At 42.7% G+C, this 26,617-nt stretch carries 22 protein-coding genes; 11 read left to right on the top strand and 11 right to left on the bottom strand.

The features are described from left to right. Positions 1-112: 112 nt before the first annotated feature. Together H729_RS00220 and purH are read right to left on the bottom strand one after the other, a co-directional pair. Complete coding sequence (locus H729_RS00220) at positions 113-994, bottom strand: glycosyltransferase (RefSeq protein WP_020447987.1); 882 nt, start codon at positions 992-994, stop codon at positions 113-115. Between the two features lie 47 nt (positions 995-1,041). After that, positions 1,042-2,598, bottom strand: a complete 1,557-nt coding sequence (gene purH, locus H729_RS00215; protein ID WP_020447986.1) for a bifunctional phosphoribosylaminoimidazolecarboxamide formyltransferase/IMP cyclohydrolase — start codon at positions 2,596-2,598, stop codon at positions 1,042-1,044. A 270-nt stretch (positions 2,599-2,868) separates the two neighbouring features. On the opposite strand from purH, the gene H729_RS00210 reads away from it, so the two are divergent. Beyond that, positions 2,869-3,411: an acetate uptake transporter gene (locus H729_RS00210; protein WP_048134147.1), complete on the top strand. Its 543-nt coding sequence runs from the start codon at positions 2,869-2,871 to the stop codon at positions 3,409-3,411. A gap of 339 nt (positions 3,412-3,750) precedes the next feature. Here H729_RS00210 and H729_RS00205 read toward each other — a convergent pair whose 3' ends face one another. Continuing rightward, positions 3,751-4,320: a DUF6434 domain-containing protein gene (locus tag H729_RS00205; RefSeq protein ID WP_048134145.1), complete on the bottom strand. Its 570-nt coding sequence runs from the start codon at positions 4,318-4,320 to the stop codon at positions 3,751-3,753. Positions 4,321-4,492: 172 nt separating this feature from the next. Here H729_RS00205 and H729_RS00200 point away from each other — a divergent pair, with 172 nt between their 5' ends. Beyond that, the gene (locus H729_RS00200; RefSeq protein ID WP_048134143.1) at positions 4,493-5,695 is read left to right on the top strand and encodes an ATP-binding protein; all 1,203 of its coding nucleotides are present in this window, start codon (positions 4,493-4,495) and stop codon (positions 5,693-5,695) included. 22 nt (positions 5,696-5,717) lie between these two features. Here H729_RS00200 and H729_RS00195 read toward each other — a convergent pair whose 3' ends face one another. Further along, on the bottom strand, positions 5,718-6,017 hold the full coding sequence (locus tag H729_RS00195) for a PH domain-containing protein (protein WP_020447982.1): 300 nt from the start codon (positions 6,015-6,017) through the stop codon (positions 5,718-5,720). A gap of 219 nt (positions 6,018-6,236) precedes the next feature. Here H729_RS00195 and H729_RS00190 point away from each other — a divergent pair, with 219 nt between their 5' ends. Continuing rightward, on the top strand, positions 6,237-7,013 hold the full coding sequence (locus H729_RS00190) for a methyltetrahydrofolate--corrinoid/iron-sulfur protein methyltransferase (protein WP_020447981.1): 777 nt from the start codon (positions 6,237-6,239) through the stop codon (positions 7,011-7,013). Here the strand turns inward: H729_RS00190 and H729_RS00185 are convergent. From H729_RS00185 to H729_RS00165, 5 genes are read right to left on the bottom strand one after another with little or no spacing between them, the layout of a single operon-like run. Continuing rightward, positions 7,010-7,906, bottom strand: a complete 897-nt coding sequence (locus H729_RS00185) for a methylenetetrahydrofolate reductase (protein ID WP_020447980.1) — start codon at positions 7,904-7,906, stop codon at positions 7,010-7,012. The two genes, H729_RS00190 and H729_RS00185, sit on opposite strands and share 4 nt — an antisense overlap. Then, a complete protein-coding gene (locus tag H729_RS00180) occupies positions 7,903-8,604 on the bottom strand; it encodes a methylenetetrahydrofolate reductase C-terminal domain-containing protein (RefSeq protein ID WP_020447979.1) in 702 nt (233 codons plus the stop codon). Before H729_RS00180 ends, H729_RS00185 begins: the two co-directional genes overlap by 4 nt. Then, entirely contained in the window at positions 8,601-8,954 is a 354-nt protein-coding gene (locus tag H729_RS00175; protein ID WP_172618637.1) for a hydrogenase iron-sulfur subunit, read from the bottom strand. Before H729_RS00175 ends, H729_RS00180 begins: the two co-directional genes overlap by 4 nt. Before the next feature lie 31 nt (positions 8,955-8,985). Further along, a complete protein-coding gene (locus H729_RS00170) occupies positions 8,986-10,065 on the bottom strand; it encodes a 4Fe-4S binding protein (RefSeq protein WP_020447977.1) in 1,080 nt (359 codons plus the stop codon). Continuing rightward, positions 10,062-11,063, bottom strand: a complete 1,002-nt coding sequence (locus H729_RS00165; protein ID WP_020447976.1) for an FAD-dependent oxidoreductase — start codon at positions 11,061-11,063, stop codon at positions 10,062-10,064. The genes H729_RS00170 and H729_RS00165 overlap by 4 nt, the downstream gene beginning before the upstream one ends. Before the next feature lie 78 nt (positions 11,064-11,141). Here H729_RS00165 and H729_RS00160 point away from each other — a divergent pair, with 78 nt between their 5' ends. Then, the gene (locus tag H729_RS00160; RefSeq protein WP_020447975.1) at positions 11,142-11,948 is read left to right on the top strand and encodes a polysaccharide deacetylase family protein; all 807 of its coding nucleotides are present in this window, start codon (positions 11,142-11,144) and stop codon (positions 11,946-11,948) included. Here H729_RS00160 and H729_RS00155 read toward each other — a convergent pair. Then, entirely contained in the window at positions 11,932-13,581 is a 1,650-nt protein-coding gene (locus H729_RS00155; RefSeq protein WP_020447974.1) for a formate--tetrahydrofolate ligase, read from the bottom strand. The two genes, H729_RS00160 and H729_RS00155, sit on opposite strands and share 17 nt — an antisense overlap. Before the next feature lie 264 nt (positions 13,582-13,845). Between H729_RS00155 and H729_RS00150 the strand changes: the two genes are divergently transcribed. The 7 genes from H729_RS00150 (at position 13,846) to H729_RS00120 (ending at position 25,137) form a co-directional block, all read left to right on the top strand. Beyond that, the gene (locus H729_RS00150; RefSeq protein ID WP_020447973.1) at positions 13,846-14,211 is read left to right on the top strand and encodes a hypothetical protein; all 366 of its coding nucleotides are present in this window, start codon (positions 13,846-13,848) and stop codon (positions 14,209-14,211) included. Between the two features lie 83 nt (positions 14,212-14,294). After that, positions 14,295-15,941: an HD domain-containing protein gene (locus H729_RS00145; RefSeq protein WP_020447972.1), complete on the top strand. Its 1,647-nt coding sequence runs from the start codon at positions 14,295-14,297 to the stop codon at positions 15,939-15,941. 131 nt (positions 15,942-16,072) lie between these two features. Continuing rightward, on the top strand, positions 16,073-16,354 hold the full coding sequence (locus H729_RS00140; RefSeq protein ID WP_048133739.1) for a hypothetical protein: 282 nt from the start codon (positions 16,073-16,075) through the stop codon (positions 16,352-16,354). A 136-nt stretch (positions 16,355-16,490) separates the two neighbouring features. Then, positions 16,491-19,865 carry a hypothetical protein gene (locus H729_RS00135; protein ID WP_020447970.1) on the top strand — a complete coding sequence of 1,125 codons (3,375 nt, stop codon included), beginning with the start codon at positions 16,491-16,493 and terminating at the stop codon, positions 19,863-19,865. 17 nt (positions 19,866-19,882) lie between these two features. Then, positions 19,883-20,422, top strand: a complete 540-nt coding sequence (locus H729_RS00130) for a hypothetical protein (RefSeq protein WP_147554356.1) — start codon at positions 19,883-19,885, stop codon at positions 20,420-20,422. 8 nt (positions 20,423-20,430) lie between these two features. After that, the gene (locus tag H729_RS00125; RefSeq protein ID WP_020447968.1) at positions 20,431-22,335 is read left to right on the top strand and encodes a hypothetical protein; all 1,905 of its coding nucleotides are present in this window, start codon (positions 20,431-20,433) and stop codon (positions 22,333-22,335) included. A 69-nt stretch (positions 22,336-22,404) separates the two neighbouring features. Further along, positions 22,405-25,137, top strand: a complete 2,733-nt coding sequence (locus H729_RS00120; RefSeq protein ID WP_020447967.1) for a DEAD/DEAH box helicase — start codon at positions 22,405-22,407, stop codon at positions 25,135-25,137. 98 nt (positions 25,138-25,235) lie between these two features. Here H729_RS00120 and H729_RS00115 read toward each other — a convergent pair whose 3' ends face one another. Further along, positions 25,236-26,456: an ATP-binding protein gene (locus tag H729_RS00115; protein WP_172618636.1), complete on the bottom strand. Its 1,221-nt coding sequence runs from the start codon at positions 26,454-26,456 to the stop codon at positions 25,236-25,238. Between the last annotated feature and the right edge of the window lie 161 nt (positions 26,457-26,617).

Genomic DNA, 26,617 nt, shown 5'->3' with positions numbered 1-26,617 from the left:
AAAATTGATCTTCTCTCAAGTCGTTATTTGAAAATAACGTAATTACTACACGAAATCATTAGAAATAAGCTTTATATTCTATGAAAAATGTAAAAAATATAACGAAAAACGTTTAGAGCTTTTTAGTGCTCTCAACTATGTCCCACATCACCACATCACCTTTCTGGTTTGATACGTGGCGAGCCGCTTTTACCCGGGAGTATAATTCCAATGAAATAGAGAAGATGAACTTGAAAGGATGAAATCCCAAGGTCTTCATTGAATCAAGCGTTGCATGGAGAATTAATTTTTTATCCCAGGTGGGAATTTCAAAATCATAATCTTTTTTCATATATTGCTCGCCGATATTAACCCTGATCCGCTGCTTAAGAAAGTCTTTGACGGTATCAGGACCGCGGTTCAGAACAACTGCATCAGGTGCATAGACGCTGTGATAACCTTTCCGTTCCAGTTCCATCTTCATAATATCCTCGTCAGACTGCTTGCCCACAGTCAGCGAGATTCCCAGATTTCTAAAGGCTATGAGCTCCCCGATTTTCGGGACTTTAAGAGAAATGTTATGATGCATTTCCCAGATCATATGGGAAGCAAACCCTACAAATGTAGAGATGTCATTGGTAGGTATCGGATGTCCTCCTACTATACCAGTCTGCGGATCGTCAAAAGGCGCCAACAGCGGCATAAGACATTTGCTGTCACGGAAGACATTATCTGCATTGAACAAAACAACGATGTCTGTATCAACACGACTCAGAGCAGCGTTGATTGCTGAGTTTTTACCTTCTCTTTTTTCCTGCACGATGAGTTCCAATGTAGGATATTCATTGATGAGTTCGGTGACTATTTTATCTGTATCATCAGTGCTGGCGCTTGAAACAACATACGTTTTCTTCAGCACAAACCCTTCAATCTGCTGCACATAAAGCGAGCGAATTGCTTTCTCGATATTATTGGCTTCATTATATGCGCATATACATACTGAAACAGACTGCATTTTTTCACCAATTAAATAAAAAGTTAGTGGAGGGGAATCCACAAACTTCAGTGCCTGAAGACTCTGGTTCCGGTAAACACCATTGCCATGTTATGTTCGTTGGCAGCCTGAATCACTTCTTCATCACGGATGGATCCGCCCGGCTGGATGATTGCGGTGGCTCCCACTTTAGCAGCCTCATCGACTCCGTCCCTGAAGGGGAAGAAGGCATCGGAAGCCATCACTGAGCCTTTTGCATCCTCGCCTGCCTTGTGTCCAGCAATGAATGAAGAATCGACACGGGACATCTGCCCGGCTCCGATTCCTACAACTCTTTCGCCTTTAGCAAGAATGACAGTATTGGACCAGATATGTTTGACTACTCTGTTGGCGAACAGCAGAGTCTTGATTTCTTCCTCAGTCGGAGCGCGGTTGGTTACCACTCTCAGATTGTCTCTTGTGACCTGAGAATTATCAGCACTTTGCACGAGCATTCCGCCTTTGACATATTTCATCTTCAGTGTCGGGGCGTCAGCCAGAGTTACAGCTTCGTTGGTCCTCATGATCCTGACATTCTTCTTTTTAGTAAGAATCTCAAGAGCCTCGGGTGCAAAGGATGGTGCCATGACAATCTCTACAAAATGCTTGCTGATTTCATCAGCAGTAGCTACATCGCATTCTCTGTTCAGACCGATAACACAACCGAAAGCGGCCAGAGAATCAACGTTGTAAGCGGTAATGAATGCGTCATAGATGTTATCGGCACAGGCAATCCCGCAGGGATTGGTATGCTTAATCACGACTGCACAGGGACGCTCTTCGAATTCACGTAAAAGAGAAAGTGCTGATTCAATATCGAGAATATTGTTGAATGAAATCTCTTTTCCGTGCAGTTTCTCCAGACGGGAAGCTGCCACGCCCTTGGTAAATGGATCAGCATAGAAAGCTGCAGCCTGGGAAGGATTTTCGCCGTAGCGGAGATCCTGGACTTTCTCCATGCCGATGGTAAGATACTTCGGGAACTGTTCTGTGGGGAACACTCCTCCGAGATACTCAGAGATCATACAGTCATAAGCAGCTGTGGAGCGGTATGCTTCAAGCATCAGACGTTTAAGCGTCTCCTCGCCGATTTCCCCATTGCTGCTGTCCATCTCTTCGATTATTGGATTATAATAGGAAGGATCAGTAACAACTGCCACTGAATTGTAGTTCTTGGCGGCAGCGCGGATCATGGAAGGACCACCGATATCGATGTTTTCGATGATGTTTTCCAAAGTAGAATTTGGTTTAAGAACTGTTTCTTTGAAAGGATACAGGTTTACAACAACCATATCGATCTTCTTGATGTTCATTTTTTTAAGCTGTTCCATGTGCTCAGGAACATCTCTGCGGGCCAGTATACCAGCATGTACATTTGGATGCAGTGTTTTAACGCGTCCATCAAGCATCTCCGGAAATCCGGTGATGTCTGAAACATTCACGGTAGGGATGCCCTTGTCATTGAGCAGAGCCGCGGTTCCACCAGTTGAAATTAACTCTACTCCGCGTGAGCGCAAGGCATCTGCGAAGTCTACTATGCCATTTTTATCCGAGACACTTACAAGTGCGCGTTCAATCTTGACCAAAATCAGGCCTCCACAAAAGCAAACCGTGAGGTTTACCAGCTATATATCTAACCTTCACATATGAAGCTTATTATCAAAACCAGCTAAAGAAGGTATAAGATTCTTGAGTTTTCAGAAGCACATCTTTTATTTTGATGAATATTAAAAGAGCATTTTGTAAAATATGATTTTAACAAATAACTTCGTCAATTAACGAAATATATCTTCAACAAATACTAAAACAGATATATAGCAGAACAAAATCAATATTTCATGGCCGACAACAACAATATGCCGACCAGAGTCCTTGCAAATCCTGCGCCCCTGGGGCTTCTAGGTTTTGGAATGACAACTGTACTGCTGTCATTTCACAATCTGGGAATGTTTCCCATGGATATGACAATCCTGGCACTGGGAGTTTTCTACGGCGGACTGGCACAGCTGATTGCAGGGGTTATGGAATACAAGAATGAGAACACTTTTGGAGCTACTGCCTTCACATCATACGGATTTTTCTGGATGGCTTTCGTCCTCGTAGTTCTGAATCCGTTTGGTGAAGCAGATACCACAGCTGGAGGAATGTTCTTCCTGCTCTGGGGAATTCTTACGCTCTTCCTTTTCATAGGAACGCTGCGCTCCGATATGTCTATGAAGATAATCTTCGGAACACTGACCGCATTATTCTTCATCATTGCAGCAGGGAACTTCACTGGAAGCGAGATTATTCCGATAATGTCAGGCGCCCTGGGAATAATCTGCGGAGGCTCTGCGATGTACAGGGCATTCGGAGAAGTCATCAACGAACAATATCAAAGAGAGGTCTTACCTCTCTAAATTTTTATAGTCATAAAAAACCTACATATTAACTTACACAGCTGAACTGACACTAAGGGGGCAGCTGACTCTGTCGGCACCTGTTTAGAAAAGCCTCGGCGTTGATGAAGATGATCAGGTATCGTTAATGGAACGTGAATACGATTATGATATCTTAAATACTAAAGATCATAAGATGCAGAAGCGGCTTGAATAGAAAGAGCTGAGAGACAGGTTTGAAGGAGCAGCAGAAGAGACTAGCCGAAAAGAATAGATACATGAAGGAAAAGTGAAAGGAAGAATAACGATCAGATGAGTTATTCCGATCAATTGCTACCTTAAAATTTCAATGGGCATGATCTAAAGTGCAGACAGGTCAGACCGCTCGTATGAATTGCTGCCAGACATTGATTTCTTATAATTCCAGCATTGAATCGCCTGCTGTAAGGTTTTGTCAGGATTGTCTTCAAAAAATGCATGGATGTAAGAATTGTACTCAAACTGCCTGCCTATCTCAGCCGGTCCTTTCTTCTTTTCTGCAAGAATTTCATGATACGCCGCTATCGCTTCAGCATACGTCTTTCCTGTATTTACCTTCAGCCATTTTTGAAATTGAACGTTAAAAGAGAAGCTGTTTCCGATTCTTTCTTTGAAAAATGCCCTGTGTTTTTCAGAGCATACAAAATCAGGCTCAATCAGCGATTCTTCTGAAATCTGCACGACTCCAGTCTTTGTCTTCTTTGCTTTTTCTGCTGGCTTTATTTCACCAGTTGTCAGATAATCTGCGATGCGTTCTGTAAGTTCCATTTTGCTGCCTGATGCAGGAAGTCCGTTTGCTCTGCAGAATGCCACCAGTTCTTCTTTCAGAAAATAATAGCTTCGAAAAATCTCTTCGTCAAGATTCCTGTCAAGAGCTGGCTTTTCATTCATGAATGCACCTTTTTTTCTGTTGGCTATGTAATTGTGCATCTGTATTTTAGTGTGCGTTGATGTAATAGTCCATAAAATTGCTCATTCAATTGAGCAATTCTTTATTTTTTGATAGTTTTGCTCAGTTTATTGAGCAAAATTTAATCTACTATTCCGCTTATTTACAATGCACATGATTGCCAGAGACGAGTATCTGCAGAAGCTCATAGACCTTCGCGATACTGATTTGATCAAAGTCGTAACGGGAATCCGCCGCTGCGGGAAATCTACACTGTTCAAACTGTATCAGGATTACCTGAAATCAAACGGAGTTTCCAACGAGCAAATCATCTCTATAAACTTTGAGGATCTGGCATACGAAGAGCTGCTGAATTACCGCAGTATTTACGATCATGTCAAAAGCCGTCTGATCTCTGAAAAAATGAACTATGTTTTTTTAGATGAAATACAGGCTGTAGATCAGTTTCAGAAAGCAGCCGACAGCTTGTATATCCAAGACAATGTTGATCTTTACATCACTGGTTCCAACGCATCGCTTCTTTCAGGAGATTTAGCAACTCTGCTTTCTGGCAGATATGTAGAAATCGCAATGATGCCCTTGTCGTTCAAAGAGTATGTTTCTGCGCAGACTGACAAGTCAAGCATTTCAGAATTGTATTCAAAATATCGCAAAAACAGTTCTTTTCCTGGTGCGATAGAAATCTCCAGCCACGGCAAACTGCGGGAATATCTTTCAGGAATATACAATACTATAGTGCTGAAAGATATTGTCGCGAGATACAATATTCAAGACGTATCAATGCTGGACAGCATCATCCGCTTTATGTTTGACAACATTGGGAATGTCTGCTCATCAAGAAAGATCGCGGGAGCTCTGGCTTCCAGCGGAAGAAAGGTCTCTGCCAATACTGTGGAGCGCTACCTTTCGGCTATGACTAGCAGTTATATCCTTTATCAAGCAAGACGTTATGATCTCAAAGGAAAACAGTATCTGGCGTCAGGCGAGAAGTACTATGTGGCAGACATCGGCCTGCGGAACTATCTTCTCGGTGACAAGGCTGCAGATTTGGGCCACATCCTTGAAAATATTGTTTTTCTTGAGCTTCTGCGCCGCGGAAATGATGTATATATCGGCAAAGTAGGCAATTCAGAAGTGGATTTCATTGCTGTCGGCGAGGAAGGCACAGTATATTATCAGGTAGCAGCAACAGTCCGGGAAGAATCAACACTGAATCGAGAGCTGGCGTCTCTGAATATGATTCAGGATCACAATCCTAAGTATCTGCTCACACTTGATGATGACCCGCCGATGTTTCATAACGGCATCAGGCAGATAAACGCCCTTGACTGGCTGTTGTCCCGTCCGCAGGATTGAACTGCTGAGCGTTTAGTCTCAATCACTGAGTTATTCTGCTCTTTAGAAACTTTATTACCTGTTCCCTGTCATGAATGACGAACTTATGTTCAAAACCGTCATTAGTATAAACTGAAATTCCGTTCGGCACAATGCCCAGCGTATTTCTTTTCTTTATATCTTGGATGGCAGCATACTCAATGCGCGTTTCTCCTGTTTGTATGTTAACAGCATGCGATTTGAATGTAAGACCGTTCTCGTCAAAATTGATCCAGCCGCCTACTGCTTCTTTTCCACGCATATAGTTAGCACCGATTTTCTCATTGACATAATTCTCAGCCATATTTCATCACATCCTTCATATTGTTAAACGTAATAGTAATATAATCATCAATATTTATATTATGTTATACATATGTATTATGCTGCATTGAAACTGCAAATAACCGTTTTAACAAATGCTGCAATCTCTAAAAAGCAGCATATTTTGGTTGATTAGTTCCATAGAGAAGCAGAAATGATAATACCCTCATTCCAGATACAGTGAGAAAGGTGCGGATGCATGTTCATAATCAGTGAAAGGATCAACGGGCAGTTCATTTCAGTAGGAAAAGCGATAGATAACAGAGATTCAAAATTCATTCAGGAACTCGCTTTGAAGCAGGTAGACAGCGGCGCCCAGGCTTTGGATGTCAACGTAGGACCGGGAAGAGACAACGGCCCGGAAGACATGACCTGGCTGGTTTCAACTGTTCAGGAAGTGACGGAGGTCCCGCTGTGCATTGACGCTTTTGGACCCAAAACCATGGAAGCAGGAGTCAAAGCATGCAACAACCCGATCATAATGAATTCAACCAATGCAGACCCGGCGCGCATGGAGAAGTATTTCCCCATCTGCAGGGAATACAATGCAGACATCATATGCCTCTGCATGGACGAAAAGGGAATTCCCAACTCCGCCGATGCCAGAGCTGAAATGGCCATGCTGATGATGGCTACTGCAATGGAATATGAAATCATGCCGGACCGCCTGTTTCTGGATCCTCTTGTAATGCCGGTCTGCGCGGCCCAGGATCAGTGCGCTAAGGTCATTCAGGCAGTAAGCATGTTCCAGTCGCTCAATGAACCTGCACCGAGGACTGTAGTGGGTCTGAGCAACGTTTCCAACGGAGCCAAGAACCGCAGTCTCATAAACACCACATATCTGGCAATGCTCATGGGCGCCGGACTGTCCTCAGCAATCATGGATCCTGAAGACAAGGAGCTGATGGATGCCCTCAAAGCCGGGGAGATCCTGCTCAACAGATCGCTCTACTGCGATGATTTCCTGAGAGCTTAATTTCTCAGTTCAGCGTCTTCGATTATTCTGGGAACGACTGATTCCCAGGAAATTGCCATAATGTGCACGCCGTGCACTCCCTTTATCTTCTTTATTTCTTCAATAGTCTCATGACAAATGGCTAGACCCTCTTCCTTGGGGTCGGCAGCAGACTTCATTCTGGAGACCATTTCATCAGGCAGGCTGATGCCGGAAACATTATTCTTCATGTGTTCAGCCATGTTGTAAGACTTCAGAGGCATCACGCCGGCAAGGATATGCACTTTTTTATCGAGACCTCTGTCACAAACGGATGACATGAAATTTCTGAACCTTTCAACATCGAACACTGCCTGAGTCTGAATAAAATCAGCACCGGCAGTGATTTTCTTAGCCAGCCTCTGCACCCTGAATTCAAATGGATCAGCAAAGGGATTGGCGGCAGCACCGAGAAACAGTTCAGGCTTCTCTTTAAGCTCATCTCCGCCCCAGACCCGGCCTTCGCAGCGCATCTTGTTGAAGATCATCAGCTGCTGAATTGAGTCAACGTCATAGACGTTCTTAGCCTCCTTCTGATTACCAAAACTCTGATGGTCGCCGGACAGACACATCACGTTGTGAATGCCGAAAGCAGATGCGCCGAGGACGTCAGACTGCATGGCAATTCTGTTTCTGTCGCGGCAGGTCATCTGCAGTATCGGCTCGACTCCCTCCTGCAGACAGGCCAGAGAAGAAGCGAAACTGGAGATTCTTACGATAGCGGTCTGATTGTCAGTAAGGTTGACGGCATCAACGCAGTCTTTGAGCATAGCCGCTTTCTTTCGGATTGTTTCACACGAAGCAGATTTAGGCGGGCTTATCTCAGCAGTCACGGCGAACTTTCCTGACTCAAGAACATCCTTCAAATGACTCATTCCAGCCCCTCCTTGATTTTCTTCTCATCTTCGCTTAAAACCATCTCCTTGCGGACAATCTTTCTCGGACCGCCGGATCGGGAAGGAATCCAGTTTTTAGGGGGAATTATTTCTGAAAGTGTTTCAAGACGGTTCAGCCTTTTGAGGTTCTGATATATTGCATCCCAGGCGCATTCAGTATCAGGATTAATCTCACATTTCCCGTTTTGAGAACCGCCGCAGGGGCCGTTAAGCATAGATTTCGAACATCTGGCAATGGGACAGATTCCGCCGGTGAGGTGAAGCGTGCAGTCTCCGCAGCCGCCGCATTTCTCAAGATAGATTCCCTGTTCTTCCGGACCGCCCATGTTAGAAGTGTTCAGACCAGGGAAAACAGGAATGCTGCTGACTTCCTGAATAAACTGCACTCCGACCCCGCATCCCAGAGACAGAATGACATTCGCCGAGGAGGCTTCTTCAGCAATCTCTTTAGCCCACTCTTTTTCACACTGTCTTTCCTTAGAGACTTCAGAGATCTCCCAGCCTAGAGAGTTCAAGTCTGAGTACAGACCGAGAGCTTCCGACAAGGCAGAGACTTCCCTGTCGCCTCCCGCCATACACACAGAGGCACAGGAACGGCAGCCGGCAATCAGGATTTTTTTATTATTTCCTATTATTGAAATAATTTCGGAGATCGGTTTTCTTTCAGCAATTATCATCTCTCAGCCCCCAGAATGTCAGGATGTCCCAGTCTCATAACTACTTCTTTCATGTTTTCAAATAAATTAACTAAATCAACTGCCTGATTAGGAGCCAGATTTAGAATTTCAAGCCTTTCACCGCTGATTCCAATTTCTGTAAGTATGTCACGGACTTCATTCACGCAGCGCCTGGCCTGATAGTTTCCAGAATTGTATTTGCAGTTGCCTTCAACACAGCCTGCAATAATCACAGCATCTGCTCCCTTCCTGAAAGCGCGCAGAATGACAGCCTCATCGATTCTTCCAAGACAGGGAAGCGCTAAAACTGCAGAATCTGGCAGGTCTGCACTCTCAACTGTTTCTTTCATTTTTTCACAACAAATTATCAAAATACGGCAGTCATTCATGCAAACACCTCAGGACATCATCGACAGCGCTAATGATTTCCAATCTTCCAGAACCCTTTAAGGAGATAGCAGAAGCAGGGCAGAGATTTACACATAATCCGCAGGCCTGGCAGAGATCTCTGCAGATTTCAGACTTTCCTCTTTCATTAATGGAGGGAGCATGAAACAGGCACACTCTGACGCATGTCATGCAGGACGCGCATTTCTCCTCGTCAACTTCTGCAGAATCAACCGCAAGAGGATTGCGGGCGGCAGTAACAGCTCTGGTGGCAGCGGCTCTGGCAGAAGTGTCCATTTCCCTCGGCAGCAGAGCACGCGAGGCGGTGCCGCATAAAAAGATACCGTTTCTCATTGAAGTCACAGGACCTCTGCTCACATTTCCCAGACGGAAATGCCCGTCCTCGTAAAGATTGATGGAAAACGCCTTCGCCCAGAAAGCGGCGTTTCTCACTTCCTGCTCTTCATCGGTAATGACTAGATCAGGAAGGATATCCAGCACTTTTCCTGATGGAGAATCAGTAACTCTCATTTTACCGAAAGAGCGTTCAATATTCTCTGCCCTGATGAATATAATTCCTTTCTTCTGAGCTTTACAGTATTCCAGCTCATCAAGCCCGAATGTCCTCACTTCAGGAGTGATTATATAAATTCTGCAGTCTGGATTGTTATCCTTTATCTCGATGGCCTTCTCAACTGCAATGATGTGCGATGAACGGGAAGGTTTCTTGGCATCAAGCATTATCACAACTGTGCCGCTGCATACTATTGAATTGTTTTCTAAAACTGAAGATAATGTAATGCAGTTGGAATCAGCAGCCTTGGGAGTCTCGTCGACGGCAATGACTGCAGCACCGACATTGAATTTTTTAACTTCAGAATCAGTCTCAATCTCAGCCAGAAAGTCTCCCTGCATGCCTGTGAAGCTGAGCAGCCTGCCCTTGACAGTCTCAACACCTTCTAGAGGCGAGAAGGTCTCTTCAGGAAGCACCAGGCGCAGAGGAACCTCACCCTGATGAATGATTTCTTCAGCAGCAATCTCTGAAGATTTTCCTCCTCCGGCGATAAGAATCAATGAAGCCCCTCCAGAAATGCAGCGGCCTTGCCGGCGGCGGCGATGCCTTCTTCCACGCTTTCCCTGATGTCCTTGGGACCGGTGCAGCAGCCGGCAGCGTAAGCTCCCTCGCCCTTCTTGATGAAGAAGCCGTACTGATTGCACTGCAGTCCGAGAGAAGCAGCAAACTTCTGCGAGTTCGGCGGAGGCTGCAGTCCTACTGCCAGCACAACAATGTCAAAGGGATCCTCGCGGACTTCGTCTTCGACTGTGGCATATCTTACCAGCGGCCTGCTGTCTGCTATGACTTCCGCCGGCCTGCTTCTTACCACATGCACGCCGTCTTCCCTGCCGTACTCGGCAAGCTTGTCATAACCTCTGTCAGAAGGCCTCCAGTCCCGGTAGAAGAATGTAACCTCGATACCGGGCAGTTCTTTTCTGATTCGTTTCACCAGTTTGAGAGAGTATTTGCAGCATACTTTGGAACAATAGGGAGCACCGTGCTTGGCGTCTCTGGAACCTACGCACTGAATAACAGCCAGGCTTGAGGGGGCTTTACCGGTCGAAGGCATGTGTATGTCATTAGAGATCATCATCGTCTCTAAGTCTCGGGAGGTAAGAACGTCAGCGCAGTCCGAGTAACGATACCTCGCATCTATGGCAGCGTCGAAAGTCGGCGAGCCGATAGCAATGATAACTGCTTTCACCTCAATCTCAGAAAGACCTGAGGAAGACTGGACTGAAAGAACATAGCTGCCGGGAATACCGCGGACATTAATTACTTCTGAATCAGAGAGCAGTGTAACAAACGGGGACTTCCTCACCTCTCTTCTGATATCCACAGGAGAACAGGCATCACATCTCTGGCAGACTGGATTGGCTTTGCAGCACAAATCTCTTGACAAACCGCCTATGTGCCTGCCGGAATCTATCACTGCAGAGGATATTCTCCTCCTGGAAAGCTCGAGAGCTGCGGCAAGCCCGGCAGCTCCTCCCCCGATGATTCCGACTTCGTACATATTGTTCTCCTGAGATGATGCTATTGTTTATTCACTTTGTGAAGGAAGCTTGAATAACAGACAAGAATATAGCGGTTTGTGGCTCTGATATCATTTACGGTAGATGTCGACAGGGATGTTAATCAAGCGGTGCAGGGAAGCCCGGACGCGGTCTGTCCTGGAGGCTGCACCCGTTTCAGTTCATCATATGAAGGCTTGAAGATATTTATCGAAGTTTTAAATGAGCTGGGAATCAAAGGCACGTTTTTCATGGAAGGAAAAACAGCTGAAGTCATCAGCGCAGACTGCGACCTGAGAGATTTGATGAAAATCCACGAGATAGGATGCCACGGCTATAACCATGAAGACTTAACAGGAAAAGACAGCGGGGTAATTCTCACCAATGAAGAGATAAAAGCAGCTGTAGAAAGAGGAATCAACGCAGTAAAAGAAGTCTTCAAAAAAGATCCGCGGGGATTCAGAGCTCCTTATCTTCACTACGATGACCGCATACAAGCAATAATTTCAAACTTAGGATTTAAATACAGCTCATCGACCGTGAAGGTTGATGACGAGTGTGTCTGCTCTGAAAACAAGATTCTGGAAATACCAGTGCTGAAAACCAGAGATTCAGGCGGCAGATGGATGCAGTCCTACCTGTGGCCGCTGCACGAAGGAAAACGCTCTCTGGCAGATTATAAGTACCTTTTATTGAAAGAAGTGCCGCTGCTGGTTCTCGGAGACCACTCATGGCATATGGTAGAGAATTACTCAGGAATGTTTTCAAAAGAGAAAATAAAACAAAATAAGGAAGAGCTGAGGGACATTCTGTCCTATGCTCTTGACAGGGAGTTTGAGTTCGTAACACTGGAAGAGTATGCGGAAAGATTCAGCTCAAGCCGATGATTTTTCCATCGTCCGTGTAATCGATGTGTTTAGCAGCCGGATCGGTAGGCAGACCGGGGATCAGCATGATCGTTCCGCATATGGGGACGATGAACCCTGCTCCTGCAGACAAAGCGACTTCTCTCACTTCCAGTTCCCAGCCTGTCGGGGCTCCTTTGAGCGCTGGATTGTCTGAAATGGACAGCTGAGTCTTAGCAACGCAGACCGGCAGATTTCCTTTGCCTGACTGCTCTATCGATTTTATGTCTCTTTCAGCAGTCCCCACATACCTGACTCCGGAAGCTCCGTAGATTTCTGTAGCGACCTTGTGGATCTTTTCTTTGATTGTCAGCGAGTCTTCATAAAGAGTGTGGAAGTCTGCTTTTCCTTCCTCAAGAACCTTCATCACTGCCTGTGCCAGCTCGTTTCCTCCTTCGCCTCCCTTGGCAAAGACTTCGGAAATGGCGCAGGGCACTCCCAGTTCTCCGCAGTGCTTTCTTACTGCCTCGATCTCTTCATCCGTATCAATGGAAAAGCGGTTGATGGCGACCACAGGAGGCACGCCGAACTTCTTGATGTTCTCAACATGCTTATCCAGATTGGCAAAGCCGCGTTCCAGTGACTCTTCTCCCAAGGCATCGTGCAGCTTGATTGCTCTGACTGAAGCTACAACGACCGCGCAGTCGGGGCGGAAGCCGGCCTGTCTGCACACAATATCAAAGAATTTCTCAGCTCCCAGATCAGCGGCGAAGCCTCCTTCAGTCACCAGAACATCTGCAGTCTTCAATCCGTACTTTGTCGAAATGACGCTGCTGTTGCCGTGAGCAATGTTGGCAAAGGGAAATCCATGAATGTATACCGGGTCCCCCTCTAAAGTCTGAACTAAGTTGGGATTGATGGCATCTTTGAGAATCAGCATCATAGCACCGACGCAGCCGATCTGTTCTGCAGTTACAGGCTTGCCGCGTATGTCGTAAGCTACGACTATCTCACCCAATCTCTTTCTCAAGTCGGATACTGAATTTGCCAAAGCAAGGATGGCGCTGATCTCAGACGCTGATGTAATGATGAAACCGCTTTCCCGCGGGATGCCGCCGGTGCTCTTTCCTCCCAGGCCGACAACAATGTTCCTGAGTTCCCTGCAGTTTGTATCCATGGTCTTCTTCCATGTAACTCTCGTAGGATCGATCTGCAGCTCGTTGCCCTTGGCAAGATGATTCTCAACCATTGCTGAAAGAAGATTGTGGGCTGCTGAAGCTGCATGAATGTCGCCGGTGAAATGCAGGTTGATGTCCCACATCGGATAGACCTGCGCATAACCGCCTCCGGTGGCTCCCCCTTTAATGCCAAACACCGGCCCCATGGAAGGTTCCCGGAGGCCTCCGGCCACTTTGACGCCCAAACGTCCCAGCGCTTCAATCAGGCCGATGGATGTGACTGTTTTTCCCTCTCCTGCTTTGGTAGCGGTGATGGCAGTAACCAGAACCAGCTTGCCGTTTGGCCTGCTGTCAAAGCGCTTGAGAACATCCAGAGGAATTTTGGCGGCGTATTTGCCGTAAAGATGCAGATCGTCAGGTGTAAAACCAAGTTTAGAAGCCGCAGCCTGTATCGGTTCCATGCATGCTTCGCTTGCAATTTCAACATCAGTCTTCATAAAGAATCACTGTATATGAACTGGTGATAGGAGTAGAAATATTAGAGAGTTGGTGAAGCGTGTAGGAAATACAGATATCAGTCATTTATAAGATTCTACAACCATATAATAAACTCTATTTTTCAAATAACGTATATATGTATTACGTTATTGAAGTAATTGAAAAACTATAATATATGAAATGTATCTCAAGGGCCCCCACAAAAGATTGGTGATTAAGCAAGTCTTTATGAAATATGTTCAATATAGTATAGGATGATGATCATGTGCTATTATATTGGGATTCAGGATCTCGTGGCTAATGCGTTAATCGAGTTAGTCGATAACAATAAAGAAGGAAAGGTCAGTTTTAAAGAACTGAATGAGTACGGAGCTAAAGTTCTTGATGTATTGAATGAGAAAGGAGAAAGGGCAGTATTAGTACTGTCTAGGGATTATACAAACAGATTCATTCATAATTGCACAGAGTATTTCGAAATAGAATCTCATGATGATGAAAAATATGTCTGCCTTAAAGAAGGTATTACAACAGATAAACTAAGAGATGTGTTTAGATCGTATACTACATATCAAGTTCTTCAAGCATTCGTTGACGCGAAGTCCCTTGAAGTGTTAGGAATAACAGCCTAACTCGATAATTTTTTTAATTCCCAAATTTCTTGTGTTAATATGATGATGTTTTATATATTGAAAGGTCTTTAAGAAATAAATTGATGCAACAGAATACATGTAAACTGTTTAAAGATCCAATCTATGGATATGTTCAAATACCTGAAAAAATGGTAAGACAATTCATAGATAGCGCCTGTTTTCAAAGACTAAGGAGAATAGGACAAACGAGTTATACTCCCTTGTATCCTGCTGCACTTCATAATCGTTTTATTCATTCAATAGGCGTTTATCACCTGGGAAAAATTGCATTTGAATCATTGAAAAAAGACGTTTGTAAAAGATATCAGGATTGCAAGGATCTAGAGTGGGATTATCTAGAAGATGTGTTTGAAACTGCATGTCTTTTACATGACGTCGGTCACGCGCCTTTTTCACATTCTGGAGAAGAATATTATCTAACAAATGGTAAATCAGATGATCCATTGTATGAATTATTGAAATCCACTGTATCTGATGAATCTTTTACACAAGATATGGAGTACTATCTTGAAAATACAAAATCTGCTGCGCCACACGAAATAATGAGCGTTATTGTATCGATTGTATCGTTTAAAGAGTACTTTAAAGACTCCGAGTCTAAAAGTCTTTTTGCCAGATGTATAACTGGATATATACATCAAAAACCAAATGGATTTGAAGAGTATCTTGAAAACATTCTAATAAAATTGTTAAACTCTCCCATCATCGATGTTGATAAACTGGATTATCTTATCAGAGATGCATACGTGACTGGGTATGATAATATACACTTAGATTATACTCGTTTATTAAACAGCATAATGATGCAGAAGATTGGTGAAGAGTATGAGCTGGTTTTTGATAAAGGTGCTTTGAGTGTGCTGGAAAACGTAATCTATGCACATGATTCAGAAAAGAAATGGATACAGTCTCATCCAATAATTCTCTATGAGCAATTTCTAATAAGATATACGATAAAACATGTAAATTCATGCATGAGAAAGGATAACCAAGTCGATCATGAAAATCTGATATGCTTTGATGCAATAACTGAAAAAGGAAAAAAGTTTCAAGATACAACCATTTCATACTTATGTGACGATGATTTGATTTTCTTAGTCAAGAATGTCTGTCCAGATAAGTTGACTCAAGAATATTTTGAAAGAAATAGATGGCGCCGTCCGTTATGGAAATCAAAGTCAGAATTTAGATCAATAATTAATACAATTGGATTAGAAGCCATCGATGAAATAAATAGATATTTCAAAAGAATTTATAATTTTTTATCAGAAAAAGAAATCCCAGTGTTAGATGATACAACAATCAAAGAATTTGAAGACATGATATCTAATTTAAAGGAAATTGATAATCCAAAATTAAAAACAGATAAACAGAAGAATTTAGAGTTAGACGCTAAAACATTAAAATTCATGGAATTCATTAGAGAGATGCTAAAATGCAAGAATATTCCATTTGATATAGTAATCTTAAAATCAAATGATTTTAAAAGCGGGTTCCAAAAGGAAGAACTTTCTAACACAAAAATATACTTTCCCAGTTTAGATAAAGTAAATAAGTTGAAAGTTGTGTTAAACACCCTAAACTTTACTGAAGATTCGATGGAAATGTATTACATATACTACAGACCAGCCTATGAAGATGATAGTCTAGTAAAGATAAACCTTAGTGAATTTATGAATGGATTAAGGAAATATCTGATGCCTAACTGACTTTGATGATCATACGGAGTGATAGTTGTTGATTGTATCATACACAATGAATCCTATGCTCAATAAATCATTAACATATATTCTGCAGATAGTTCGTTAAACTGGAGATTGTTAAATAGTCTCGATGCACTTTGCATGAAGACAGAGAGGATTATATGGGCGGATCACAGATTATTTTCGCTGTTGCAACGTGCATGGTAGTCATCGTCATCGCTGCGGCTTCATACTGGTATTTCAAATTTTACAAAATAGAGAGTTTTGTATGCCCGAAGTGCGGCTGCGAGTTCAAGCCGAATGCCGGCAGGATGCTTCTGTCAAATGATAATTCAGAAACTAAAGTAGTCAAATGTCCGAAGTGCGGCTGCAAAGAACACATGCAGCCTGTAAAAGCTGACAATATTCCTAAGAACTAAACTATTCTACAACGATGACGGTACTGCAATATGTCAGTTGCAGTCCGTTAGAATAATTCACAACTCTGAAAAAACACATACTCAGGGAAGTTAAGTGTGGTTAGTCATAAAAAAATAAAAATATTAATATCAAATAATGTCATATACCCTTGTGACAAACGGCCCTGGTGATCCCTCCGTCGCATTACAGGTCTCCGGCACTATTCTGGGAATTCATATGACTGTCCAGATTGAGAAAGGGCCGGACAGCACAGCACTGTCTGGTACCTGCAGTCTGACTGAAAATGACCTTCTCAGGATTCTCTCAAACTTATCATCAGATTGGGAGAAAGAGTTTCGGGAGTCTCCGCTATATCCCTTAGTTAAAGACTTGAAGCTTGAAACTGCACTGATATATGACAGCCGGGGAGATCTTGCAGCTGTCGGCCATGTTACATCAAGCAAAGAATCAGCTGCCCTGGGAATTCTGAAAAACGGGGGAGATCTCCTACTGCTGCTGTCATTTACAGATCAAAGTCTGAATGATGCTTTGTGTGCTAATGATTCATTCACCGATTTTCTGGCAAAGGTCATAGAAGTTGCCGGTGCCATGAATCTCTGCATCGGTTTCAAGAAAGGAACGGCAGCATCATTTTCAGATGCAGGCAGCAGATTTTCAAAGATTGAAAAAGCAGTCTTTGATAAAAGCGTGTTTGAAAGGGTAGCTCTTCCTGATAGGAAAGAGTTAGACAACCAGACTATAATAGTTTCAGGGAAAGTAGTGCTTGAGTCAAGTTCTCTGGAATTTCTGCGCAGTCTGGGAAGAATAGTGCCCAGCGGCTCTGCGGTTTCACTCACTGCCGGCTACGGATCCCCGTCATTTATTCTCATAAGGATAACAAAAGGTTCCGAGACACTTGAGATAATGAATGACGGCCTAAGCTTTAGACATCTGGATTGTTACCTGAAGCTTGGATCCCCGATACTCATAGATGTCAAAGGAATGCTGGATTTCGATATTAACGGACAGGCTTCAACATTCATTATAGACTGTAAAGCATCTTCATCAAGCTTCGGGATATCTGCTGAATACGGAGGAGCTCCGATACCTTTTGGAGACTTGTTTTCACTAAGTCAGATCGGCCTCTCGATAGGAGAAGCAAAGGATCTGCTGACTTTCGGAATCTGGGGAATTGTGCAACTCCAGAAGATAGATCTGTTCGCCCTGTTCTTTGCTCAGGTCGGAGGCGGAACCGTAAGAATTCTGGCAATGGGACTTGCATTGAACAGGCTCAGCATATCATCATTGATTCAGTCTCTCATGCGTGTGACCCTGCCGGGATCAGATTACTTCGACTTCATCAAACTGGAGCCTTTTCCTCTTGAATCCACGGTGATGGAAACAAATGTATTCTCAGATCTTTCCAGAGAAGGTCTTGATAAGATAGCTGAGACGTTCAATAAAGCATGCAGCGGCAAGCTGGGAGGAAGAGCTTCCAGTCCGGTAAAGGGCGATTCCATAATTGTAAGGGCAGACGGCAGCAACGGCTGGGTTCTGACTGATGAAATAAATGTCAGGCATTATTCTATAACTAAAAGTGGAAAAATCTCTCTGTCCCCTCAATTTTATTACTGTACAGAAGCGAATCTGTCAGCGGGCAGTTATAACCTGTACAAAGGGATGTTTGTATGCGCATCAATCGAGATTCTGAAACAGAGAATCAATATTTACGGAGAAGTCGACGATAAGAACGGCTTCGAAGCTTTAGTAATGGTTGCCCCCATCAAGAACTCCTGGATCAAGCTTACAAAATCCGATAAAAATTACGCACTGATGGAAACTGGATCCAACAGCATTGTGGAACAGTATCTCCATGACGGGGACGGCCCGGTATTTTATCTTTGTTTGAAGAAAAATAATTATAGAATGTATCTTGATGCTTCTCTGGAAATTACATTTCTTTCCTTGAAGGCTGCTACATACCTGTCATTCGAATCGGGATCATTTTACTTATATGCACAAATCAAATTTTTCCTGATAGAGGCGCGTTTGATGCTCTCGGCATCATACAGCGACTTCAACAATTCTTCATTCTTCTTCAAAATAACACTTGATTTCTCATTCTTTCAGGATATCGCTCAAACAGTAATAAACATGGTAAGGGCTTTTGTTGCCAAGACTCAAGCCAGAATCACAGATGTTCAAAATAAACTGGCGTATGCTCAGCAGCAGGTGCTGGGTTTACAGTATCAGATTGACAACGTTAACAGAAAGATTGATTCATATTCCTATGAACTGTCACACCTCAAATGGTACATGTTCTGGAAAATACCATATTACATCTGCGTACTGGGAGTTTTGGAAGTTGAAAAGGCTGGCATATATATTGCCATGGGTGTTGCATATGCTGCCCTGGAAATAGCTAAGTTAGCATTAGAAGCAGTAAAGCAGGTCACTGGAGCGATAGGTTGGCTCATAGAGAAATTGGTTGAAGCGGTGTCGTCAATATTCTATCTTAAAGAAATTTCAATAACACTTGATGCTAAGGCAAGTCAAAGCATGAGTGCTGCCCTGAGCGCCTGCTTCACACTCTTTGGGAAGGATTATACAATAAATACTTCAGCATCCCTCTCAGGCAACGTCAGCAGCGGCATACACAGCAGCATATCAAATAATGTCACCAGCAGAACGCAGTCTGAACTGAACAATATGGACAAACTAGATGCCGTTGCCTGCATAGATACAGCCTTGAAAGACTATATTGAACAAAGCGACTTTCCCTACACAGACTGTGATGAATACTGTCAGTGCATTTCAGACGGTCTTGAATTTGTATCTAAGTCTGCCACTACATATGGAGCATTAGGAGCATTTTACAAGTACACCTACGGGAAGGATGATGATCTCAGAGAAAGCAGAACCGGACAGATTGTCAACAGACTGAGCAATGCCCGTTCCCAGTGGATGGGAAACTTCGAAATACTGCTCAATGTAGACTGCGAATCTCTGATTCAAGAAGTAAAAAAAGAGACGCAGGCAAATGGCACTCAGAACGACTGTTCTGAAAACGTCCTTGGAGCTCTAGAAGAAAAAGGAAAAAAGTTTAGGAACTTTCAAGAATATCTGTTAGAACAGAAAGATATTATTTCTAAGATGGATGAAAATTTCCAAGAAGCAACCAGATCTGTTCAGGACAGTATCTCCAGTTCTCTTCCAGAACAGGACTGCAGCAACTATTCAGAAGATTTGGGAGAACGGTACTACGAAAGCGTTTTCAATATCTGTTCTGATTTTGCATTAAATGATGAAAATGCACCAGACAACTCTTTGGATGGGTTTGAATTAGACGATAAGGAGACATATTTCATAAACCCGGCGAATGAGCCGATTATCAATGCCATGTTTCTCAAGGTCTGCGAGAATTCAGAATCTCCGCGCCTGCAGAACATGAAATCAAGAGTTCAGGAGAATCTTGAAAGCAAACAAAAACTGAAGAATTACAGAGTAAGGATTCCGATAGTTAATGAATGAAGTTAAAGGGTGAAAAAATGGCAGATGAATTGGTAAGTCAGCAATATGAGGATCTTGCAGCAAGTGATTCAGCGACACAGATGAGAATAACTGTAGGATTTAAACTATTGAATGTTTCCCTGTATGGAACCCTGGAATCTCATGCAGACGACAGCAAAGAGCTGCTGATTATGCCGTCTATGAATTATGATGCAGAACCGTTTACATTAGTAGAGTTGGTAGATGGATTAAACTCATTCCTGAAAGGCATAACCGGCAAAGAGTGGTTCACTAAAGATGGCATACTAAATAGTTTAAAAAAATTCTTAAATGAAACAAATTTAGACTCATTAAAAATCTCAATTCAGCAGGTTTTTCTGCATGTTAAAAAGCCAAAAAGCGGTGAGTCTACAACAGAATATGCATTCAGTCTTAAAATATCAAAGGATTCAAATGCAGCTCCAAAGGATTTTACATTTGCATCCATAGACAGTTTGGCGTTTGGTATCTGGAACACCAACAATGTCCGCATCCTTTCAAATATGGATCTATTGTCAATTAAACAATTGCTGGAGTGATATGAAGTATGGATGAGGAAAGATTAAGCAGCATTGCGTCTAAAATCGGTTACACGATCATAAACGGATTGAATGCAATCCCCTCATATCAAAGATATTTTGAAAATTTTAAAAGCATTAGTATAATATATAAATTAAATAAAAAATGGAGTGAAATATCATCTGAGATAGATGCTTACATCAATGCATATTACATGTCAATATTAAATCAAATATGCTGCACTAGAAAAAATACCATAAACTGCCCTAAGTTAAATTCGTTTGCCATTCTAACTGGATGTACATCCTGTCCAGCATATGATTATAATCACAAGGCACTGAAAGATCGTATAGTATCAGGCATTAAAAAGCATCTTGAAAAAAATATTGTTAAAGTACGGCACAGGTGTTTTTATCGTTTCTACCCTGTGGGGCAAGGGCTGATGTGCGGGATTTATACATGCAGATATCAGTATACAAATGTAGATATTGACATGGACATAAGTTCAAATGGATTCAGCAGCAGATATGATATAGTTGACGGTCGCCTTACAATCTACGACTGCGGAAGCACAATAAGCTTGAATTTTCCAGAAAACCAGGGAAATATTGTATTTCAAATGCTCAAAGACGACTGTGAGCGCTTTAAAGTGTGCACAGAGACAGAAAAATATGTGATAGACCAGCTGATTGTTTCTCATTTTGACTGCGATCATATTAATGGAATCAATAAATTAACTAAAGATTACGTAATTAAGAACTTTATCTATCCCTTTTCAAGTAAATTAGATAAGATTTGTATGTTCTTTAAACATCTTGATGTTCTTACAGAGTTAGAAGAACTATTCGCACCGAAAGAATATCTGATGTCAAATTTGAATGCTAAAAATATAATTGAAGTTCATTCTGGAAATAATTCAGATTATGGAACCATGCCCTTTCTAAAAGATAACATAGAGATAGAAGGTATTGCTGGCTCATTGATTTATGATCCTGTAGATGAGGTGAGTAATAATGAGAGACCGGCATTCTATAAAGCATATATGCCAGATGGAGTGGGTGTTGAAGACAATATATCCGCCACCAATAAAGATGATGTGTGGATGCAGCAGCTAATTTTCTGTCTGCCCTCTGATAAAACCTATGAAGATGTATATGAAATTATTAAAAAAGAGTTCATAAAGATAGGAATAAATTTAGAGACAGAAACGCCGGAAACAATACGCAATCTAATTATGATCAAATTAAAGACTAAAGAAGGTCATGGAGAGATCGCACAGATATTCAGAAGCTTAGGATATAAAGCGGATTCGGACACTAATGCCTCATCACTGTGCTTTTATTTTGGTCCCACAACGTCAGGAAATGTAGTGGATAGCGGCTACAGAATTAGTGCAATCAATGTAGATGGCCATTGTATTAAGGAAATTCAGAAAAGCCTGAATCAAAGAGGGCTGCTTTTAACAGGCGATAGTGTCTTAGATTATGAAGAGAAAGTCTCAGAGACGAATATCGTGTCTCATGCTCAAACACTAGTTAATGAGATGAAAGAAAGCGGAGCAAGTCCTGGAGCAATTTTACTTCCCCATCACGGTTCAGAACATAATATCAGTGCAGACTCATTTAATATCCTGCATAATGGCACTGGTGCCAAAAACTGGGTAGTCAGTTTTGGAATAAATTATAAGTTCGGACACCCTCACAACGTACCCTGCATGTTATTCGGATGTCATGTACTTCCAGTAATTCAAAAAGAAGAAGCCGGCATAAGTGATGTAGAAAAACGTTTTAAGCCAATAAATGAAAACTTAGTCTATATCAACACAGTTCCGGACCCCTCATTTCAATTTGGCAACCGGTGCATAAATGATGTAACGCTCTTTCACTGTAATGATCAGTGCTGTGTTCTCTTAGAGAGTTATAATTCACTATGACAATGATTAAAGAACCCAATTTTTCCTCTAGAAACGTTAAAATACACTCATGCCCTCGAAAGGTGCAAGATGGCGTTCGAGCTCTTGGATGACCGCATTCGTGCGGTTCTCAAGGAAAAGGGCATTGTAGAAGCTACAAAGGCTCAGGAGAAGGCAATTCCACGCATACTGGAAGGTAAAAACATACTCCTAGTAGCTCACACCGGCATAGGCAAGACTGAATCTGCCATGCTTCCTATTTTTCACAATATTCTCAAGACCTCCGGAAAAGGAATCAGATGCCTTTACATAACTCCTCTGAGGGCCTTAAACAGAGATATGCTGGGACGACTGACCGAATTGGGATCCGCTCTGGATATCCAGGTAGCCGTAAGACACGGAGATACAGCTCAGGCAGAAAGGCAGAAACAGTCTCAGAATCCTCCAGATGTTTTGATCACTACACCAGAAACGCTACAGGTGCTCTTCACCGGCAAGAGATTAAGAGAACATCTCAAAAATGTGAGATGGGTTGTAGTCGATGAAGTTCATGAACTGGCATCAAATGAAAGAGGTGCGCAGCTGGCAGTCGGACTGGAAAGGCTGGCGGCGATCTCAGGAGAATTTCAGAGAGTTGGTTTGTCGGCTACAGTAGGAACAGTGGAGGAAGTCGCCGGCTACTTAGGCGGAGACAGGGAAGTAGAGATTGTACAGGTAAAATCATCAAAGGAACTGGACATCTCCGTGAAATGTCCTGTGGTAGATGATCATGTTAAAGACTTAGCAGGAAGGCTTCAATGCGATCCTGAGTTGGCAGCGGCGATGGTGCTCTCAAAAGAGATTATCGACGCACACAGATCAACGCTGCTTTTTGTAAACACAAGGGATACTGCGGAAGCTTTGGCAGCAAGATATGCTGTCTGGGATGAGAACACAAAGATCGGAGTACATCACGGATCGCTGTCTAAAGACATCAGAATAGATACGGAAGACAGATTCAAACATGAAGAGCTCAGCGGCCTCATCTGCACATCATCTCTTGAATTGGGAATTGATATCGGATCAGTAGATTATGCTCTGCAGTATAACTCTCCCAGACAGGTTTCAAGGCTGATTCAGCGTATGGGCCGGGCGGGGCATGCAGTAGGAGAAAAAACAGAAGGTTCAATAATAGCCACTGAACCAGACGAACTGGCAGAGGCAATGGTAATTACCAGAAAGGCTGTGGCGGGAGAACTTGAACAGCTGAATGTAAGAGAGAATCCCCTGACAGTCTTGGCAAATCAGCTTGTGGCGGCATCAATGGCCGGCAAGGTGGAGAAAGAAGCCACTTACAGCATATTCACAAGATCATACCCATTCAGGAATTTATCTAGAGACACTTTCAATGATGTCATTGCTCAGCTGGTCTCGATAGGTTTGATCTTCGACAACGGCACAGATTACAAGCGCTCCAAGAGAGGAATGACATATTTCTATGACAATCTGTCAATGATCAGAGACGAACGGACTTTTCTGATCAGAGAAATAAGCTCAAGGAGAATCGTCGGTACGCTGGATGAGTCGTTCGTGGCATCGTTTGCAGAGCCTTACGCGGTATTCATCACACAGGGAAGATCCTGGAGGATCGTAGAGCTGAGAGAAGATGAGGTGCTGGTAGAGCAGATAAATGATCTGGGCTCCATTCCATCATGGACAGGAGAAGATATCCCTGTGCCTCTGGAAGTGGCAGAAGAAGTGGGCAGTCTGAGAAGGCTGAAAAACTTCAAGGATTATAACGGAGACAAGCGGGCAGTAGAGACAGTTAATAAATATTTAGAAGAAAACGGAGAGAATATTCCGTCTGATAAACTCATCACTCTGGAACTGAGCAAAAGAACGGCGATCATCAACATGTGCTTCGGCACAAAGGTGAACGGTACAATTGCCAGGATTCTTTCTATGCTCTTGACTGCGAGAATGGGCGAGTCTGTTGGAGTTACCACAGACCCTTACCGCATAATTCTTGAACTTCCAAAGGAAATCGGACCAAAAGTAATCGAAGATACTCTGATGTCTGTCAAATCTGCAGGAATTGAATCATTGATGAGAATGTTTCTCAAGTCGTCTTCATTCCTCAGATACAGATTTGTTTACGTAGCGAAGAAATTCGGCGTCATAGAGAAAAATGCCGATTACCGCAGTGTCAACTTCACGAGGCTGGCTGAGGCCTTTGAAGGCACACCTTTGTTCGAAGAGGCAGTCATGCATGTCCTCTGGAATGATTTTGATATTGCAGGAACAAAAGAAGTTATAGGCCGTATAGAACGCGGTGAAATTGCATTTAAAGTAACGGGCAGCACCACTATCGGCATTGCAGGACTGCGGCAGTCTAAAGAGCTTATCATGCCTCAAAGGGCAGATCACAGCATTCTCATGGCATTGAAGAAAAGATTAGAAGACGAGACTATGAGCATGTCGTGTGTAAGCTGTCAGAATCAATGGAGAATGAAAGCAAAGGATGCTCCCTCAAGAATTCTCTGTCCCAAATGCGGGGGCATGATGGTTGCTGCGCTTCTGCCTTACAACAGAGACAACATTTCTTTACTAAAAAAAGATAAACCTACTGCAGAGGAAAAGAAAGAAATCAAAAGAATGTACAAAAATGCCTCGCTGGTAAAAGACTACGGGCCCAAAGCGGTAGTGGCGCTTGCGGGAAGAGGCGTAGGACCAGACTCAGCATCAAGAATACTTTCAGGATTTTATGAGAATGAAGATGAGTTTCTGCGGGACATCTTGAGTGCAGAACTCACCTATGCAAGAACAAAGAGGTTCTGGGGCTGAAGGAGCAGTAAATAATCTTTTGAGAATTACACAAGATATGATGAAAAATTAAAATAATTCTTTTGGAGCTCCTGAATCACTCAATGGCACTCATTTTATTAAAGAGTACCAGAATATTCTGAACCTCCAAAGTCTAGGAGCCAATCAATCACATTAATGATTTTCACACCTTCCGGGACTTCTGGAAATTCTCGATCCAGCGTTATCACGATTCTTTTGAAATCTGGACCCATGGATACAAACGATCTGGTTTCACGGTCCAGAGTGTTCTTGTCTGTCAATGAAAGAACTACCTGATAAAATTCTGGTTCCCCGTTTAGCCAGGCAGTAAAGTCAATCTCCCTGGTTTTGTAAGAGCCTACAAACACCTCATAGCCTCTGCGGATTAGTTCCAAATACACTACATTCTCCAAGAGTGCTGACTCATTATATTCCAAGCCATAGATAACCACATTTCTCAGGCCTGTATCGGCGGCATAGAACTTAGCATTCGTCCTCAGGTGTTTTTTACCTATGATATCATACTTGCTTGCCTTATAGAATACAAAGCACTTGCAAAGTTCACTGAGATATTTCTCAGTGGTGCGAGGATCACCAATCAATGCACCATTGGTTATATTGGTTGTAGAGACTAAGTTTCCAATATTAGCCATCATGAATGAGGTTACATTCTCCAATATGCCTTGCTCCAAATCTACACGCATTCTGATATCATTATTTACGATCGAGTCATAAACTCCTCTGAGTATAGCTTTGTTTTTAGACTCGTCATCTTCGAGATCTACTATCGGCATCCCACCCCAACGCAGATACTGATAAAATCGCTGAGTGTATCCATTTTCCATATCAATAGGATATCTTACAATAAACTCCCTAAAAGAAAACGGAAGAATGTGAATTTCAACAAATCTGCCTGTGAGATGTGTTCCAAGCTCAGAAGATGTCATCTGTGAGTTAGACCCGGTTATGTATATGTTCGCTTCAAATTCTAACCTCAGTGTATCTACAGCTCTCTCCCATCCACGGATCAGTTGAACTTCATCAAGGAGGATGTAAACCCCTTTTGTGTGAATCAGATTATGAATAGATTCATACAGCATTCGCTCAGAATCAATGATGTATCTTTTCTCTTCTAAATCAACATATATTACATCTTGCTGTGAGACGCCGTGGTCCAAAAGGTATTGGCGAAACTGTCTTAAGAGCTCCGATTTTCCAGATCTTCGAATCCCAGTTATAACCTTGATAAGTTCGGGATTCTTTCTATAACTCTCCAATTGAGACAGATACTGAATACGAGGCACTACTATTCTACTCACAATCATATCATGATAAAACATGGATTTAAATGTTATTAAAATATGGATGACAATACACTAATTTTATGGATCTGCATACACAAATTCGTATGAACATCCAAAATAGGAAATGTTCTGAATTAAAATTATGCAAACAAGGATATTGAAAAGTTGGAGAGAAC

Origin of the sequence: Candidatus Methanomassiliicoccus intestinalis Issoire-Mx1 (genome assembly GCF_000404225.1) — an archaeon.
GTDB classification, from domain to species: Archaea; Thermoplasmatota; Thermoplasmata; order Methanomassiliicoccales; family Methanomassiliicoccaceae; genus Methanomassiliicoccus_A; species Methanomassiliicoccus_A intestinalis.
Note: the sequence above shows the minus strand (reverse complement) of the source record. Positions and strands in the feature narration are given on the sequence as shown.